Here is a 17,959-nt window from a genome sequence, read left to right as displayed (position 1 = left end):
TAATCCAATTTATGAATTGTATAGCAAAAGGGGTATTTTCATATTTGAAAATACCCCTTTTGTCAACGGTCTGAAAAGAGTAATAACTTTGTTATTACTCTTTGTAATCATTAGTATTAAAATAAACACTTTCCATTAGATTCAATAACTTTTTTATACCAATAAAAAGATTTTTTAGGAATTCTCTTGTAGGTACCATTTCCATAGTCATCACAATCTACATAAATAAATCCATAACGTTTGGACATTTGTTTTGTAGATTCAGAAATTATATCAATACATCCCCATGATGTATATCCTAAACAATCCACACCATCATATTCTATAGCATCTAACATAGCTTTGAAATGAGCTTCAAAATAATCTATACGGTATTGGTCATCTATAGTTCCATCTTCTTTAACAACATCTTTAGCTCCTAATCCATTTTCAACAATAAATAGAGGCTTACGATAACGGTCGTATAAATCTACCATTGAAATTCTAAGACCAATTGGATCGATTTGCCATCCCCAATCACTTGAAGGTAGGTATGGATTTTTAATTGCATTAATCGTATTTCCAGCTGTAACATCTAATCCATCTGTTGAGGAAGCCGAACAAGAGGACATATAGTAAGAGAATGATACAAAATCAACTGGATATTTTTTCATTATCTCATCATCGTTAGCTTCTTTCTTTATTTCTATACCATTATTTTTAAATCTTGAAAGTAAGTATGCAGGATACTCTCCAAAGACTTGTGTATCACTGTAACAATAAGTTGATCTCATATCTTGTTGCGCTTTTAATACATCTTCTGGCTTACATGTATACGGATAATATGTTAATTTTGTAAGCATACAACCAACCTTTGAATCAGGTATTATTTCATGACAAATCTTTGTAGCTAATGCGCTAGCTACAAATTGATGATGCATAGCCTGAAAAATAACTTGCTCCCAATTCATTTCAGGGAATCTATCTTCAATTAAACCACCTGTAGTGTAAGGGTGTCTTATCATTGAATCAACTTCATTAAAGGTCAACCAATATTTTACCTTATTTTTATATCTTTCACAAATTGTTTTTACATATTTCTCAAAGAAACCTATAACTTCTCTAGAATACCATCCGTCATAATTTAAAGTTAAATTAATAGGTGGTTCATAATGTGACATAGTTACTAATGGCTCAATTCCGTGTTTTAAACATTCATCAAAAACATCATCATAGAATTTTAAACCTTCCTCATTAGGTTCTTTATCGTCACCATTAGGGAATATTCTAGACCATGCTATAGACATACGATAAACTTTAAATCCCATTTCTCCAAACATCTTTATATCTTCTTTATAATGGTGATAAAAATCAGATCCATGGCGTTTTGGATATAATGATTCATCTTCAGACTTTAATGCATCTTCAATATCCTTAGTAGTAACTGTATTATGAGCTTTATAATCTGTTACATCTACATCAAGATGGTGTCTAGCACAGTCAGAAACACTTAAACCTTTTCCGCCTTCTTTATAACCACCTTCAACTTGATTTGCAGCAGTAGCTCCTCCCCATAAAAATCCTTCTGGAAATTTTCTTGTTGTCATATTTTCTTCCTCCTATTGCTTAATCTTATGTCTAACCATTATAAATCACCCAATTATACAAAAAAGGATGTAACAATGATTGAAACTTATAAGCAATATTATAGATTAAAACTGATTATTTGTTATACCAATTACGAAATATGGTTCCAATATTCAAAAGTTTTAATGATAACGTTTGTTTCCTGAAAAAAAGCTCCAATAATTTAACTTAACTATCATTCATCCACTCATACCTAGCTCCTTTTAATTTATTGGCAGTTTTTAATACAACATCATAACGATGAACCAATAAAGAAGCAACCAAAATATCAAGAATATACTGAGTAGACATTGTAAAAATAACATTTGAAAATTCTAAAGTGTTTTCAGTAGTCATTATATGGATATTGTAGTCAGTTAATTTAGCTAAACTTTGATCTATATTTCCACTGATAGAGAGAGTAGGCATATTACATTTTTTTAAACGTTTGGCCGCATCAATTACATTAGAATTTTTTCCTGTATGAGATATTAAAATTGAAAAACTAGGAATATTCTCAAGCTGAAGAAAACTTGCATGACTCCAATGTATGCTTGAATATGCATTTGAAGTGATACCTATTTCTCCTAATTTATAGCAAAACATTTTTGCAACTTCGTGATTTATTCCATCACCATATATATCAATAACTTTAGCTTTTTTCATTAAGGCAATTACATTTATTAAAACATTTCTATCAATCATACTTCTTGTATGATCAATTGCTTTAGAATATATAAGTGGCATAGTATGTATAATATCATCTATTGTACTATTTTCATTATAGGGAATTGTTTTTAAAGATTCTTTTAACTTCATCATCTCAGGATATTCAGATGCGTATATAAACTTTAAATCACCAAAACCTTTAGTTCCAAGCTTTTTACATACTCTAATAACTGTTGATGCACTTGTATAGCTGGCTTTTGCAAGTTCAGAAACATTCATCTCTAATAAGTCTTTAGGAAATTTAATAATATGTTCAATCACAGCTTGCTCTTGTGCTGTTAAATTCTTTAAGTTCTGCATCTTATCTATTATCATAATATACCTCCTTTTTAATTCTATATTATCATCTTTTCTAAAAAAGATTTGATAATTTTCTAAGTTTGCAAAAATTATTTATAAATGATATGTTAATAATAACAAATTTACCATTAAAGAGGGATAAGTATGGAAAAGATAATAAAAGAAGTAACAGGCTTACTAGAAGAGCTTAATATTGAATACAGATTGTATAACCATAAGGCAGTATTTACTATAGAAGAATTAGATACATTAGATATAAAGTTTGAAGGTATGTACTGTAAAAACTTATTTTTAAGAAATAGTAAAGGTGATGTACATTATCTTCTTATTCTAGAAGATTCAAAGAGAGCTAATCTTAAAGAATTAGCAAGATACTTAGATAGTACTAGGTTATCCTTTGCTAGTGATGAGCGTTTAAATAAGTATTTAGGATTAAAGCCAGGCTCAGTAACACCTTTTGGAGTAATAAATGATTCTAAAAATGAAGTTATAGTTTTATTAGATAAAGATTTAGTTGGGTTAGATAAAATAAACTTTCATCCAAATACCAACACTGCAACAATAACCATTTCTTACTCTGATCTTATAAAATTTTTGGAATACGAAGGAAATAGAGTAGACCTTGTAGAAATTTAACTGTGGTTGTATGGAATCCCTAATATTTTTATAAAGTAAGAAAGAGGATATGAAATTATGTATACTAAAGAAGTTAATATAAAAGAAAGTCTTAAATCTGATTGTAAAAGTTGTTTTGGATTATGTTGTGTAGCATTATTTTTTTCTAAATCAGAGGGGTTTCCTGTAGATAAAATTGCAGGCAAACCCTGTATAAATCTAAATGATGACTTTAAATGTAAAGTTCATAAAGACCTAAATATAAAAGGTCTTAAAGGCTGTCTTGCTTACGATTGTTTTGGAGCAGGACAAAAAGTCTCTCAAGTTACATATAGTGGTGAAAGCTGGAGAGACAATCCCCATACTTCAAAAGAAATGTATGAAGTTTTTGTTATTGTTAGGCAGCTTCATGAAATGCTTTGGTACCTTACTGAAGCATTTAGGTTACAATCAGATTTAGAAGTTAAGAAAAATTTAGAGCCATTGATTCAAAGAACTGAGGAGTTTACTAAATTAGATAGTCAAGCTATCTTAAAAATAGATATTATTTCTCATAGGTTTGAAGTAAACAAACTACTTTTAGAAACTAGTAAATCCATTAGAAATAAGGTAAAGAAAAAAAACTTAAATCATTTAAAAGCTAAAAACAATTTCAGCCTTATGGGAAAAGATCTTAGAAAAACTGAATTAATTGGCGAGGATTTAAGTGGATCTTTTTTAATTGCTGCAAACTTAAGTGGTGTGGATTTAAGCTTTACTGACCTTATAGGTGCAGACTTAAGAGATACTAATATTAGAGGAGCTGATTTATCAAATAGTATATACTTAACTCAAGCACAGATTAATTCTGCAAAAGGCGATTATAATACAAGATTACCCAAAAGCCTTATTAGACCTTCTCATTGGGCAAAGTAATTTATATTTAGGAGTGATATTGATGAAAGAGGTTAAATTAAAAACTGGCGAAGTTTTATTTATTAGAAAACCTACAATTGATGACGCTGAAGATATGATCAAATATCTAAATACTATAGGAGGAGAAAGTGATAATTTACTTTTTTCAAAAGATGATTTCCATCTATCTATTGAACAAGAAAAGCAATATATAAAAAATCTTACGAATAACTCTAACTCAATTATGTTGCTAGGATTAATTAATAATGAAATAATTAGTGTTTCAGGATTAATTACAAGCTCAAGAAAAAGAATAGCTCATAATAGTGAATTTTCAATATCAGTAAAAAAGGACTATTGGGGATTAGGCGTAGGAAGCGCTATTATGGAGGCAACTATTAATTTTGCAAAAAGTACTAAAATGATAAAAAATATCAGTTTAGGAGTTAAATCTGACAATATTAATTCTATCAAATTATATGAAAAGCATGGATTTGTGAAGATTGGAGTTCATAAAAACTTTTTTAATATTGATGGAATTTATTATGATGAGATTTTGATGGATTTAAACTTATAGATTTAAATAAATATAAAAGAAGGTACTCTATAAAAAATTGTAGTACCTTCTTTTTATATGTGAAATATATCAAAATAGGAGGTTGATATATTTAAAAAAATTAAAGGAAGGAAGAGGTAAATATTGGTGATATTCAATGGTTCTTTGCATCCTTCCTTTATATGAACAACATTCATTGGGGGAATGTTATTGAAATTATTGACTTAAATCTTTAATATTATTCAATTAAGTTGATTATTTTTTTATAAATTTACGTTATACAATTTGGTTAAATATGCTATAATTTTAATATAAAATAAAAGGATTAATTTATTATCATAAATAGAGTAAATATCATATATTTATATAAGAAAACATTTACTTTAAGCAATTAGATGTAAACTTTCAAATCGTTGTTCTTTGAAAAGTGGATAATGCGGTGTAAAACAATAGCAAAGATGCATTTATATGAAAATATATTAATTAAAGGAATTTAAAGCACCGTAATATTCATAACTGAGTTGTACGGTGTTTTTATCATACAACTCGAATTTAGGATGAGCTAAATGATTAATAACAATAAGAGTAGGTAGATTAATATGAGTATGCAAGTAATAGATTTTTTAAAGTTTAATATATTGGAAGAACCTATATGGTTTAAAAGTGCTAAAGAAGCTGACTCTTGGGGTAAAGCTTCTTATAAGTCGTGGTTAGATACTCTAACTACTAAAGAAAGAGTTGCACTAACCAAGTATACTGGCGAAGTATTTTATAGTAATATTAATGATACTTTAAGAGGATTTGGTTCTTTTAATGGTGTAAACGAAGCATACTGCCACTTATTAACTAGTGCTTTAGAAAAAGCTGTTACTCCAGAGGATATATTAGTCTATAGAGGAACATCGAAAATGATGCTTGGAGAGCTTAGAAATTTACCTGTTAATCAATTAGAAGGAAAAATTATTGAGGATAAGGCTTTTATGAGTACAAGTTTAGTTGAAGGCGAAATATATGATAGTAACCTAATATTACACATGAATGTTCCTAAAGGTGCCCATGGTGCATATATTGGAAACTTGAGTTTTTTACAAAATGAATGTGAATTTCTATTAAATAGAGGTTATAGAATGTTAATCAAAAAGGTATTAAAAAATAGCTTATGTTATTTAAAACTAGAAGTTGATGTATTGATAGAATAATTTCAAAATTATATATAGTAAGGAAGTGTTTCAATGATAAGATTAGTACAAGGATCCGTATTAGGTTTTTGCGTTGGAGATGCACTAGGCGTACCCGTAGAATTTGTTGATAGAGGAACACTTAAATATAAACCGGTTGTTGATATGCGTTCTTTTGGTGTTCATGGACAGCAGAAAGGAACATGGTCAGATGATAGTTCATTATTATTATGCACAATGGAAAGTTTGCTCCAAGGATATGATATAGTAAATTTAGCTAATACATTTTTAGCATGGCTTGAAAATGGGCATTGGACAGCTAGGGGAAGAGTGTTCGATGTCGGTTTTACTACAATAGAATCTTTAAAAAGAATAAAAAGGGGCATAGCTCCATTAGAATCTGGTAATAGAACTGTTTTTGATAATGGAAACGGCTCTTTAATGAGAATACTTCCTTTTATATTTTATTTGAATAATGAAACAAACTCCTTTAGAAAATTTAGAATAGTTGGTGAAGTCTCAGGTATAACTCATGGTCATATTGTAAGCAAAGTAGCCTGTTCAGTATATGTCGAAATGGGGATAAACATATTAAAAGGTTACAGTTTAAGGGATAGTTATGAGTTAATGAAGGAAGTTATACTTAAACATTACATAAACAAACCCACAAAAGAACTAGATAAGTTTTCAAGAATATTAAAGCAGGATATCAGAATATTTAAAGAAGAAGATATTAAATCTACAGGTTATGTGTTAGATACTTTAGAAGCTGTTTTTTGGTGTTTATTAACTAGTAAATCATATAAAGAAGCTGTTTTAAAAGGAATAAACTTAGGTGAAGATACAGATACGATTGGTGCCTTAATAGGTGGACTAGCAGGATTGTATTATGGCATTGATAGTATACCTGAAGATTGGATAACTGCTTTAGCTAGAAAAGATGACATTGTCGAATTATGTATTTTATTTGCAAATGAATTTAAATTGATATAAAATAAAACCTAGAAGAATCTTAGTTCTTCTAGGTTTTTATATCGTTATAAGGTTAAGAAGTAAATAGAGGAGAATTAAAAATACGACAATTGCAATTAGTTAAAACTAGATAATAAAATCTTTAGTATATTATATGTAAAACATAGAACTTTTGCTACTAAATTTGATTATTTATGAAAAGATGAAACTAAAAAAATTTCATCTTTTTTTATTTTATGTAAAATATAGTTAATTTAAAATACAAATAGCTCTTCGTCAAAATATTTAACAGAACCTAGTATTTATCAAAGTTTTGCAATCTTTTTTTAAATAGAATTCAATTTTTGTTTAGTCTTAATACAAAAGTTGAACCTAAATGAAATTGAAAACGATAAATGTTTCAAATAGAATAAATATTGAGGAGGGGATGAAAAATAAACTCCAAGGAAGAGATTATAATAAATCTTAATAAGGAAGTGGGGATTATTATAAATGGATAAAGAAATTGTATCAATTCTTCAGATTTTATTAAATAGTACATTAGTTACTACAAAAGGATTGCAAGAAGAAACTAATTCTTCAAAAAGACAAGTTACCTACAGGCTAGATAAAATTAACGATTTGTTTAAAACAAAGAGAATACCTTTATTATCCTTAGGCTCTAATAAAGATATTATAGTACCAAAAGAAACAAAGGATGTTATTAAAGAAATTCTCGAAAAAAACTATTCAAAAAATACTTACTACTTTAGTAAAAATGAACGACTTCTATATATATATTTAATGCTTTTTATTAACATGGAAGATGTATCAATTAATCATTTTATAGATTCATTAAAGGTGAGCAGATCTACTGTAAACCTTGATTTTAAGGACTTGATACCTGATCTTGAGAAAAAAGGCATTGAAATTAAAAACAATCGTACAAACGGCTATTATTTAGTTGGGTCTGAAATGGAAATTAGAAGAGTACTTATAAAAAATATTATAGAGACCCTATCAAATGAAGAGAGTTCAAGAGTTTTTGATATTTTTATTGAAGAGTATAAACTAGATAGCTTTGGAAAAGCTAAAAAGGTAATATCAAAGCTTGTAAAAAAACATGAAATTACTTTCGTAGAGAACAGATTAGTAGAATTTATCTATATATTCATTTTTTTAAAAGCAAGAATGCTTTCAAAGAAGGTAATCACTTCAGAAAATATAGATATTCCTAATATTGCAGTTATGAACTCCATGAAGGAATATAAATTTGCAGAAGAATTATTAGAAGTATATGATAGCAAAGACAAAATAAAACCTCACGATGTAATGTATATTAGTGCTTGGATTTTAGGTATATCAGTAGGAAATGATGAAGAAGATACAAAGGATAGAACTGTAATTTCAGAAATTGTAAATAAAATGATGACAAAGTTTGAATATTTAAGCGGAGTTTATTATATAAGCAAAGAAAAGATATTTAAACAGCTATATTCTCATTTTAGACCAGCTTATTACAGACTTTTATTTAAATTACCTGTTTATAATCCACTTTGTGAAAAGGTAAAAGAAGAATATCGATTAGTATACAGAATTGTAAGTAATGCAATGAAAGAATTCTGTGGTCTATTTGGAGAAGAAATCCAAGAAGAGGAATTAGCTTATTTAACAATGCATTTTGCAGCTATTTTCTCAAATAAAAAAGAATTTGATATTCTTAGAAAAAGGACGGCTCTAATAGTTTGTTCAAACGGTGTTGGTAGTTCAGCTATATTACATGCAGAGCTTACAAGTTTATTTCCAGAACTACACTTTTTACCACCGTTAGAATCTTCTAAACTAGAAAATTTCGTTGGACCTGTAGATATAGTGTTTACTACTAATTATAAAGCAGAAGGTTTAGAAATAGATGCACCAGTAATTAAAGTTAGTCCTGTAATGACCCAAAAGGAGAAGTATAAGATTACACGTGAAGTGTACATTCAATTGGGTGATATTTTTTTAAGACAACCAAAAATAGATGAAGTTATGGATATAATCAAAAAATACGCGAAAGTAACTTCTGAAAGTATGCTTTCAAGTGAATTATTATCCTATTTTACACAAATAGAAAATTTTACGTCTAAAGGAGAGGAAGGACTTATGCTAAGTGATATTACAAATGAAACACTAATAAAACTAAATGTTCCAGCTAAAGATTGGGAGGATGCTATAAGACAGTCTGCTTCAGTTTTAGTTGAAAACAATAAAGTAACTGAAGCTTATGTGGATGCTATGGTTAACACAGCAAAAGAATCAGGTCCATATATAGTAATTACAAAACATGTGGCACTTCCACATGCAAGACCAGAAGCAGGATCAAAAGAAATTTCAATAGGAATTGCAACTTTAGAAACTCCTGTTGAGTTTGGAAATGATGATAATGATCCTGTAAAATATGTATTCTGCCTAAGTGCTATAGACAATAACAGTCATTTACGTGCTATGTCTGAGCTGGTTGAATTATTCGAAATGGATGAATTCTTTAAAACTTTGGATACCGCTAAGGATCCTAAGGAAGTTATTGATTTTATAAAAGCACACGAATCATAAAAGGAGGAATTAGTTATGTATAAACTTTTAATTGCATGTAGAGCAGGGGTTGGATCAAGTTTGATGTTAAAAATCAAAACCCAACAAGTTATTAAGGAAAATAATTTCCCAATAGAGGTTGAGCATGGTTCACTAGATTCATTAAATGGATTTAATGGTGACGCTGTAGAAACATTAATCGATGTTGCAGAGGAATTACAAGGTAAAAACTTAAAATTTGATATTATTGGAATTCGTAATATCGTTGATCGTAATGAAATTAAAACAGCATTAGAAAACTTTCTTGCTTCAAAAGAGAAATAATATTTAATAATAATAAAATTTAATAGAATAAGGGGTAATATATATGAAATTTATTATAAGTTTATTAAGTACACCAGCAGTGTTACTTGGTGTAGTTGCATGTATAGGGTTAATTCTTCAAAAGAAATCAGTTACTGAAATATTTACTGGTGCTTCAAAAACACTTATTGGTTTCTTAGTATTTGGTATTGGTGCTTCAGCTATGACTGGATCACTACAAAACTTCAACAAATTATTCCAATATGGATTTGGAATAACAGGTGTTATTGCTTCACCAGAAGCTGCTACTGCACTTGCTCAAAGTACATATGGTTTCGAAGTTTCATTGACATTGATTCTTGGATTCATATTAAACTTAGTGTTTGCACGTATTACAAGATTTAAGAATATCTTCTTCACAACAGGACATAGTTTATTTTTCTCATGTGTATTAGTTCTAATTATGCAAGCTCACGGATTTAGTAGCACAGTTACTATCTTAGTTGCTGCAACTATTTTAGGATTTATGTCAGCTGCTTTACCTCAATTCTGTCAACCATTTATGCGTGATATGACAGGTGGAGATGAGCAAGCAATTGGTCACTTCAACATGATTGGTTATGGATTATCAGGTTATCTTGGTCGTATATTCTCAAAACATAAAGAAGAATCAACAGAAACTATAAAGTTTCCTGGTTGGTTATCAATATTTAGAGACTTCTTAATGGGTCTATCAATAGTTATGTTGATTTTATTCTATGTTGCTACAGTAAAAGCAGGGCAAACATTTACACAAGAACTTGCTGGTTCACAACACTGGTTAGTATTCCCTCTAGTACAGGCGTTCACTTTCGTAGCTGGTATGTCAGTATTAATGACAGGTGTTCGTATGTTCTTAGCTGAAATAACTGCTGCATTCGTTATTATTTCAGAAAAATATATTCCAGGATCACGTCCAGCATTAGACGTTCCAACAGTATTCCCATATGCACCAAATGCAGTTATTCTTGGATTTATATCAGCATATACTGCAGGTCTATTAGCAATAGTTGTTATGGCATCATTCCCTAGTATATTCCCAGTAGTTATTATTCCAGCTGCTCATATCTGTTTCTTCTCAGGTGGTACAGCTGCAGTATTTGGTAACTCATCAGGTGGATGGAGAGGTGCTCTTTTAGGATCATTTGTTGCTGGATTATTACTTGCATTCTTACCAACAATACTATATCCGGTATATGGAACACTTGGTATTGAAGGTGCAACATTCCCTAATATCGACTACAACGTAGTTGGAACTGCATTGCATAAGATTTTACAATTAATAAAACCTATGTAATATATTAACATTAAATAAGAGCCATAGATTTGGCTCTTATAACTTTAAGGAGGCTCAATTATGAGTGAAAAAACATTACCTTCATTTCTTGAAGTTTTATCCAAAGAAGTGATAACATTTATTTCGTTAATAGATGAAGTAGCAATTAACCAAGCACGTGATTTAATTCTTGAATCAGAAAAGAGCCATGGACGTGTACATGTGGCTGGGATTGGTAAACCAGGGCATGTATCGGGGTATGTTTCTTCATTACTTTCATCAACTGGAACACCAGCATACACATTGCATGGTACAGAAGCAGTCCATGGCTCAAGTGGTCAAGTAGTTGCTGGTGATGTTGTTATAGCAATATCAAATAGTGGTGAGACTCAAGAACTAAAAGCAACAGTTGAAACATTAAAAGCAAATGGAGCAAAAATCATCGGTGTGAGTGGTAATGCTGATTCATGGCTAAAAAATTCTTCTGATGCCTTCTTATTTGCAGGTGTTAAAAAAGAAGGAGATGATCTTAATAAGGCACCTCGTGCTTCAATTATTGCTGAGAATATAGTCTTGCAGGCATTAAGTGTTGCATTACAATATTCTAAAGGACTTGATGCAGAACAATATTTAAAATGGCATCCAGGCGGAAGTCTTGGACAGTCTATTAGAGAAGGGAAGTAATTTTTATGGATTATAAAGGTATTATATGTGCAATGATTACACCACTTGATGAAAATCAAGATGTGAATCCAAAAGCGACACGTGAATTAATTGACTATTTGATTGGTAAAGGTGTTTATGGATTATTTATTTTAGGTACAAATGGTGAATGCCATGTACTTACAGATGATGAAAAAGTAGAATTTGCTAAAGTTGTTATAGAACATACAAATAATCGTGTGCCAGTATTTGTTGGTACAGGTGGTAATTCAACTCGTGAGGTTATCAATTTATCAAAAAGAATGGAAGCAATAGGTGCAAGTGCACTATCAATTATAACTCCATACTTTGTACCACCAACTCAAAAAGAATTAATTGAACATTATAAAGCAGTTGCTGCAGAGGTTAATTTACCAATCATGATGTACAATATGCCTGGTAAAACTGGAATTAATATTGAACCTGAATCTGTTCGTGAATTAGCAAAGGTTAAAAATATTGTTGGTATTAAGGACAGTGGTGGAAAACTAGACAATATGAAAGCTTATCTTGAAGTAACTAAAGGGGAAGATTTTGGTGTATTCTCAGGATCAGATTCTCTTATTCTTGATATATTAAAAGTAGGCGGACATGGTGCGGTTGCTGCAACTGCAAACTTCATAGCTGGTATTGATGTTGCTATTTATAACAACTTCATAAAAGGTGATATAGAAGCAGCTCAAAAAGCTCAAGATAGTATTGAAGAACTTCGTCGTATTTTAAAATTTGGAACAATTCCATCAGTTATTAAGCAAACCGTTGTATTTAATGGCATTAATGTTGGTCCTGCACGTCTTCCTGTAACTTCACCAACTGGTGAGAAACTTGACGAAATCAAGCGTGTAGTTGAGGGTTACAAAGAAAAATTTAATAAAGATCTATAATATTCAACATTAAATCATATTGCTTATAGGTAATTTATACCTTAATGGCAATGTGATTTAATCAAATATAGACATAAAAGCATTTTTATAAATATTGAGGTGACTTATATGAAAAAAGTAAATATAACAAAAAAGATGGCAGAAATCGGAGCACTTGCAATAGTAAGAGCAGAAACACTTGATCGTGCATGTGAGATTGCTGAAGGTTGTATTAAAGGTGGCATACCAGTTATGGAAATGAGCTATACCTTAAATAATGCTGGAGAAATCATTGAAGGACTTAGCAAGAAATATGGGGAAACTCTTTGTGTAGGAGCTGGAACAGTTTTAGATAGTGAAACAGCTCGTCATGCTATATTACATGGAGCTGAGTTTATTATTGCACCAAATTATGATGAAGGTGTAGCTAAAATCTGTAATAGATATCAAATTCCTTATGCACCAGGTTGTACATCATTAACTGAAGCAGTGGATGCATTAAGCTTAGGTGCTGCGTTTATAAAAGCATTCCCAATCTCAGATTTCTATGGGTCAAAGCTAGTAAAAGTATTCAAGACACCACTTCCTTATATGCCAATTCTTGCAAGCGGTGGAATAACTCTTGATAATCTACATGTATGGTTAGAAAATGGTGTTGATGTATGTGGATTTGGAGGATTATTAACTCAAGGCACTACTGAAGAAATAGCTGAAAATGCTAGAAAAATTAGTGAAATAATTAAAAATACAAGAAAAGCTTAAATTTAAGAGCTATAAAGGTTGGAATCACTAAAAGTGATTCCAACCTTTATTTTATAATTTAAATACATTTGTTAAATTACTCATATTTTCAGACAAATCAACTAATTCATTAGAAGTTTTATCTATTTTTCCAAATAACTTTTCTTGAGAATCAAGATTTGACTTGATTTCATTTGATACACTTAAGCCATTTTCTATAGTCATATTTATGTCTTCTATAGTTGCTGTCATTTCCTCTAAAGAAGCAGCTTGATTTGTAACACCATCCGTAATGTTTTTAAGCATCTTAAAAGTATTTTCCATGTTAGCTATTATTTTATCAATACTTAATTTCACTTCATTTGATTGAGTAACGCCAACCCCAATCTTTGTTTCTGTTAATTCTACTGCAGCTACAACATTTTTTGTTATACTGTTCATATCTTTAATAAGATTTCCTATATCCTGAAGTGAGGTATTAGTATCCTCAGCAAGTTTTCTTATTTCCTCAGCAACTACAGAAAATCCTCTTCCTGCCTCACCAGCTCTGGCAGCTTCTATGGCTGCATTTAAAGCTAGCAGATTTGTTTGCTCTGAAATTTGAGAGATTATATTAACTATTTCTGTTATTTTATTACTTTGAGTTTCTAATTCAATAACTTCCTTGCTAACATTTTGTCCGTTCAATGCAACCTCATTTATAACTCCTACTATTGAATCAACAGATGATTTACCTATCTCTGCAGAGTCTTGTACACCTTTAGCATAAGTTTCAATTCTTGCTGCAAGTTCAGCAGTGTGTTGTGAATTATCAGTAATTCCTGACAATACCATTGAAGCTTGTTTTATACTTTCTGCATTTTGATAAGAATGATTAATAAGTTTTTTTATTGACTCATTAATACCATTTACTTGATCATTTGCACGTTCAATTATACTGTTTAGGCTTTCAGAAGAAATAGCCACTTTTCCTGAAGAAGTCTGCATAATTGATATTAAATTTTTCAAATTATCTTTAGCTTTAAGAAGAGCAGTGATAAGTTGTCCAGTTTCTCCATGATTAGTTGCTTCAATATCTATAGTTAAATCATTATTCGAAATAGAATCAGCAAGAAGTATACCCTTTTTTAAAGGTTTTATAAGTAACCATTCCGAAACAACTGCTGCTATTACTTGAAAAATTATTATAAAAATTATTGATCTTCCGATAGTTTCAATTGTTATTATTTCAAGAACATCTCCATGAAGAGCATAGGATAGTGAACCTAATATCCCTAAATTTGATAACAACATTGCTACAAAAACCAATACCATTATACGATTACGTATCGAAATATTTTTAATCTTATTCATATTATGTACCACCTTTATGAATTTATTACTCCCTAAATTAATTGCACTTTTATATTTCTATTAATCACCTCATTCTATAAAAACAAAGACTATTTTTATAGATTAATTATATCAAATTTAATAGATTTAACAACATTAATAATAATAATTCCATTTCTTAGGTTACCATATGTTATAATATATCTTGATAACGTGTGCAGGAGGGTAAACAATGAACAATATAGTTTTTCTTAATTCAAGCAGAATAGATTTTGACGAAAAGCTTAGTTTTAAAGCAATAGATAGCTTGGGAAATGTAACAAAATATTCTCATAGTAATAATGAGGAAATTCTAAAAAGAGTAGAAAATCAAAACATAGTAATTTCTAAGGAGTTACCTATAGGAAGAGATTTAATTGAAAAATTTCCTTCAAGTGTAAAGTTAATTTGCGAAGCTGGTACTGGTTACAATAATATTGATATAGCTTCAGCAAAAGAAAAAGGTATAGTTGTCTGTAATGTGCCTGGGTATAGTACAGAGGCTGTTGCTCAACTAGTTATTACCTTTATATTAAGTTTAAGTTCTTCTTTAGCTTATCAGCAAAGAATGATTGAAGATAAAGACTATAGAAATTTTACTAACCATCTAATGGTTCCACATTTTGAAATTCAAGGTAAAACTCTTGGAATAATAGGTGCAGGAGCTATTGGACAACAAGTGATTAAAGTTGCTAAGGCCTTAGGTATGAATATACTTGTATATAATAGAAGCTACAAAGATTTAGGTGATCCTAATATTAAGTTTGTAAGCTTAAATGAAGTCCTTAAAGAAAGTGATTTTGTAAGTTTGCATTGTCCACTTACTTCTGAGACAAAACATCTTATAGATAAATCAAAGTTAGATTTAATGAAGCCTACCGCTTTTATTATAAACACCTCTAGAGGTTCACTTATAAAAGAAGATGATTTAATTGAAGCGTTGATTGAAGAAAAATTTGCAGGAGCTGCTCTTGATGTTCAAGACCCCGAACCACCAAGTTTAGAAAATCCTCTGTTTTCTATGAGAAATGTTATTTTAACACCTCACATAGGCTGGAGATGTTTTGAATCAAGACAAAGACTTCTAGATTTATTAGCTGAAAACATCAAAGCTTTCATTGATGAAAAAGCTATTAATACGATTTTATGATGAGGTGAATGAAATGAATTATTTAGAAGGAAAAATAGTTATTGTTACTGGTGGAACTTCAGGACTTGGAAAAAGTTTAGTTCTCCAATTAATAAATCTAGGAGCAAAGGTTGCTTTCTGTGGACGATCAGAAGAGAAGCTAAATACAATTATAAAAGAAATTGGTGAAAACACTAATATTTTTTATGATACCTTTGAAATAACAGATGAAAATAAAATATTTAGTTTTGTAAAAAAAGTTGAAAATAAATTAGGCCCTGTTGATGTACTCATTAATTGTGCAGGGGCTAACACTTCAAGAGCTTCAGTAAAAGATATACACCTTGAAGACTTTGGCTATATGATGAATTTAAACACTATAGCTCCATTAAATTTTATTAAAGCCTGCTATCCATATATGTCAGATAAAAAGCAAGGATTAATCGTTAATATTCTTTCAACTTGTTGCCTTTTCTCAAATGAAGGGTTAGGATCATATACTGCATCTAAAGGTGCTTTTGATAGTTTAACTAAAGTACTTAGAAAAGAGGCTAGAAAAGATAACATAAGAGTATGTTCTGTTTATCCTGGTGGAATAAATACTTCCTTTAGACCTCAAGCTAGAGAGGAGTATTTAAGTGCAGATATAGCTGCAGAAACTATAATAAATTCTATTAACATTGACGAGCGAGTTGCCTTAGATGAAATAATATTAAGGCCTTTTATAGAAACAAATTATCGCTAAAATATTAGGAGGAATATATATGAATTTATGTTGGATAACCCTTACTGTTAATAATATTGAAGAGTCTTTAAAGTTTTACTGTGATATCTTGAATTTAAATGTAGCTGAGAGATTTAAAGCTGGTGAAGATACTGAGATTGTTATGCTTGGAAATAAGGATGAGGTCAAAATAGAGCTTATATGCTACAAAGGAGTAGAAATATCAGAAAGAAAGGGCTTATCTATAGGATTTACTGTGGAATCATTAGAAAAAACTATAGACTATCTAAAAGAAAATAATATTGAATTAGAGAGTCCTATAATTTCACCTAATCCAATGACAAGATTCTTTTTTGTTAAAGATCCTAATGGAATACAAATTCAGTTTGTTGAAGAAAAAGAAAGTATAAACTTATAATACAAAATAAAAAAGTGGTATTTTCCACTTTTTTATTTTAGAATCTCATTTAATTGATATAAACTATTTATCTCATAAGTAGGTTTAATACTTGTACTATTTTTAATTCTAGCTGGATTGTACCAGCAAGTATCAACCCCATAATTAGTCCCACCTAAAATGTCAGAAGTCAAACTGTCTCCAACCATCAAAACCTTAGATTTATCAGTGAATTTCAAACTATCTAAAGTTATTTCAAATATCTTCGGATTTGGCTTTGATACATTAACCTCTTCAGATACTATAATAGCTTCAAACAAATGTGCCACTTTAGATTGTTTTATTCTACCATTTTGCACATCTCTGAGTCCATTTGTTATAATTGCCATTCTATGTTTTCCATAAAGACTATTTAAAATTTCTTCACTTTCATCATATAAAAAAGATCCAAGTGATAAATGCTTCATATAAGCTTTTGCAAATTCTAACTCATCAAACTTTACTTCAAGTTTATCAGATAGTCTTTTAAACCTCTCAACTTTGAGTTTTTCTTGTGTAATTAATCCCTCTTCGAATTCTTTCCAAATAGCTGTATTTATATTTTTATAAACCTCAAGATGATAGTTTTCCTCATAATCAAACTTAAATTCTATCATTGAGTTTTTAAAGGCTTCCTTTTCTGATTTCTTAAAATCAAATAAAGTTTCATCAGCGTCAAATAAAATGACATCGTATTTCATGATTTATCCCCCTATATTCTTAAATCCTTTAATATATAAAATACCATATTATTAAAGCTTTAACTAGGACAAATGTCCTATTTTCTGCCCTGTAGAGACTTAAATGATTAGATTGAAGCTGTGGAAGAGAAGGAATTTGATGAAGTTCTTCGAACCTCTACAGATAAGCAGTTCGTATCTACCGATTAGCGGTGCAAGTCTCATTAAATCCCTTTAATCTCAACATAATACATTATAATTATGCTATTATGATATTGTGACATTACGACATT

The 17,959-nt window shown here is 29.9% G+C and carries 18 protein-coding genes; 14 read left to right on the top strand and 4 right to left on the bottom strand.

All coding sequences use genetic code 11. The annotated features are described in order from the left end of the window. Positions 1 to 116 precede the first annotated feature (116 nt). Positions 117 to 1,586, bottom strand: a complete 1,470-nt coding sequence (gene ascB, locus L1S49_RS14700; RefSeq protein WP_238905844.1) for a 6-phospho-beta-glucosidase — start codon at positions 1,584 to 1,586, stop codon at positions 117 to 119. Between the two features lie 208 nt (positions 1,587 to 1,794). Beyond that, positions 1,795 to 2,649, bottom strand: a complete 855-nt coding sequence (locus L1S49_RS14695) for a MurR/RpiR family transcriptional regulator (protein WP_238905842.1) — start codon at positions 2,647 to 2,649, stop codon at positions 1,795 to 1,797. A 129-nt stretch (positions 2,650 to 2,778) separates the two neighbouring features. Here L1S49_RS14695 and L1S49_RS14690 point away from each other — a divergent pair, with 129 nt between their 5' ends. The 11 genes from L1S49_RS14690 (at position 2,779) to L1S49_RS14640 (ending at position 13,347) form a co-directional block, all read left to right on the top strand. Next, entirely contained in the window at positions 2,779 to 3,270 is a 492-nt protein-coding gene (locus L1S49_RS14690; RefSeq protein WP_238905841.1) for a prolyl-tRNA synthetase associated domain-containing protein, read from the top strand. Positions 3,271 to 3,327: 57 nt separating this feature from the next. After that, positions 3,328 to 4,164, top strand: coding sequence for a pentapeptide repeat-containing protein (locus L1S49_RS14685; protein WP_238905839.1), 837 nt, complete (start codon positions 3,328 to 3,330; stop codon positions 4,162 to 4,164). A 22-nt stretch (positions 4,165 to 4,186) separates the two neighbouring features. Then, positions 4,187 to 4,720, top strand: a complete 534-nt coding sequence (locus L1S49_RS14680; RefSeq protein WP_238905837.1) for a GNAT family protein — start codon at positions 4,187 to 4,189, stop codon at positions 4,718 to 4,720. Between the two features lie 578 nt (positions 4,721 to 5,298). Beyond that, entirely contained in the window at positions 5,299 to 5,898 is a 600-nt protein-coding gene (locus L1S49_RS14675) for an ADP-ribosyltransferase (RefSeq protein ID WP_238905836.1), read from the top strand. Positions 5,899 to 5,931: 33 nt separating this feature from the next. Next, positions 5,932 to 6,870 (top strand): ADP-ribosylglycohydrolase family protein, encoded by a 939-nt coding sequence (locus tag L1S49_RS14670; RefSeq protein ID WP_238905834.1) that lies wholly within the window; start codon positions 5,932 to 5,934, stop codon positions 6,868 to 6,870. A 471-nt stretch (positions 6,871 to 7,341) separates the two neighbouring features. Continuing rightward, positions 7,342 to 9,423, top strand: coding sequence for a BglG family transcription antiterminator (locus L1S49_RS14665; RefSeq protein WP_238905832.1), 2,082 nt, complete (start codon positions 7,342 to 7,344; stop codon positions 9,421 to 9,423). Positions 9,424 to 9,438: 15 nt separating this feature from the next. Then, on the top strand, positions 9,439 to 9,726 hold the full coding sequence (locus L1S49_RS14660) for a PTS sugar transporter subunit IIB (protein WP_238905830.1): 288 nt from the start codon (positions 9,439 to 9,441) through the stop codon (positions 9,724 to 9,726). 43 nt (positions 9,727 to 9,769) lie between these two features. Further along, a complete protein-coding gene (locus L1S49_RS14655; protein ID WP_238905828.1) occupies positions 9,770 to 11,041 on the top strand; it encodes a PTS ascorbate transporter subunit IIC in 1,272 nt (423 codons plus the stop codon). Positions 11,042 to 11,149: 108 nt separating this feature from the next. Further along, the gene (locus L1S49_RS14650; protein WP_343073984.1) at positions 11,150 to 11,704 is read left to right on the top strand and encodes an SIS domain-containing protein; all 555 of its coding nucleotides are present in this window, start codon (positions 11,150 to 11,152) and stop codon (positions 11,702 to 11,704) included. A 5-nt stretch (positions 11,705 to 11,709) separates the two neighbouring features. Then, positions 11,710 to 12,606 carry a 4-hydroxy-tetrahydrodipicolinate synthase gene (gene dapA / locus L1S49_RS14645; RefSeq protein WP_275299608.1) on the top strand — a complete coding sequence of 299 codons (897 nt, stop codon included), beginning with the start codon at positions 11,710 to 11,712 and terminating at the stop codon, positions 12,604 to 12,606. A gap of 108 nt (positions 12,607 to 12,714) precedes the next feature. After that, positions 12,715 to 13,347: a ketohydroxyglutarate aldolase gene (locus tag L1S49_RS14640; RefSeq protein WP_238905822.1), complete on the top strand. Its 633-nt coding sequence runs from the start codon at positions 12,715 to 12,717 to the stop codon at positions 13,345 to 13,347. A 51-nt stretch (positions 13,348 to 13,398) separates the two neighbouring features. On the opposite strand, the gene L1S49_RS14635 is transcribed toward L1S49_RS14640, so the two are convergent. Beyond that, positions 13,399 to 14,679, bottom strand: coding sequence for a methyl-accepting chemotaxis protein (locus tag L1S49_RS14635; RefSeq protein ID WP_238905820.1), 1,281 nt, complete (start codon positions 14,677 to 14,679; stop codon positions 13,399 to 13,401). A 211-nt stretch (positions 14,680 to 14,890) separates the two neighbouring features. Here L1S49_RS14635 and L1S49_RS14630 point away from each other — a divergent pair, with 211 nt between their 5' ends. Genes L1S49_RS14630 through L1S49_RS14620 form a run of 3 tightly spaced genes read left to right on the top strand, consistent with a single transcriptional unit; the run spans position 14,891 to position 16,968 of the window. Further along, positions 14,891 to 15,847, top strand: a complete 957-nt coding sequence (locus tag L1S49_RS14630) for an NAD(P)-dependent oxidoreductase (protein ID WP_238905818.1) — start codon at positions 14,891 to 14,893, stop codon at positions 15,845 to 15,847. Positions 15,848 to 15,860: 13 nt separating this feature from the next. Then, positions 15,861 to 16,571 (top strand): SDR family oxidoreductase, encoded by a 711-nt coding sequence (locus tag L1S49_RS14625; RefSeq protein ID WP_238905816.1) that lies wholly within the window; start codon positions 15,861 to 15,863, stop codon positions 16,569 to 16,571. Between the two features lie 19 nt (positions 16,572 to 16,590). Then, entirely contained in the window at positions 16,591 to 16,968 is a 378-nt protein-coding gene (locus tag L1S49_RS14620) for a VOC family protein (protein WP_238905814.1), read from the top strand. Positions 16,969 to 17,000: 32 nt separating this feature from the next. On the opposite strand, the gene L1S49_RS14615 is transcribed toward L1S49_RS14620, so the two are convergent. Beyond that, positions 17,001 to 17,687: a YjjG family noncanonical pyrimidine nucleotidase gene (locus tag L1S49_RS14615; RefSeq protein WP_238905812.1), complete on the bottom strand. Its 687-nt coding sequence runs from the start codon at positions 17,685 to 17,687 to the stop codon at positions 17,001 to 17,003. Between the last annotated feature and the right edge of the window lie 272 nt (positions 17,688 to 17,959).

Source organism: Clostridium sp. YIM B02506 (assembly GCF_022324845.1).
Lineage (GTDB): Bacteria > Bacillota > Clostridia > Clostridiales > Clostridiaceae > Clostridium_T > Clostridium_T intestinale.
The sequence above is the reverse complement of the archived record's forward strand: the minus strand, read 5'-3'. Positions and strand labels throughout refer to the sequence as shown.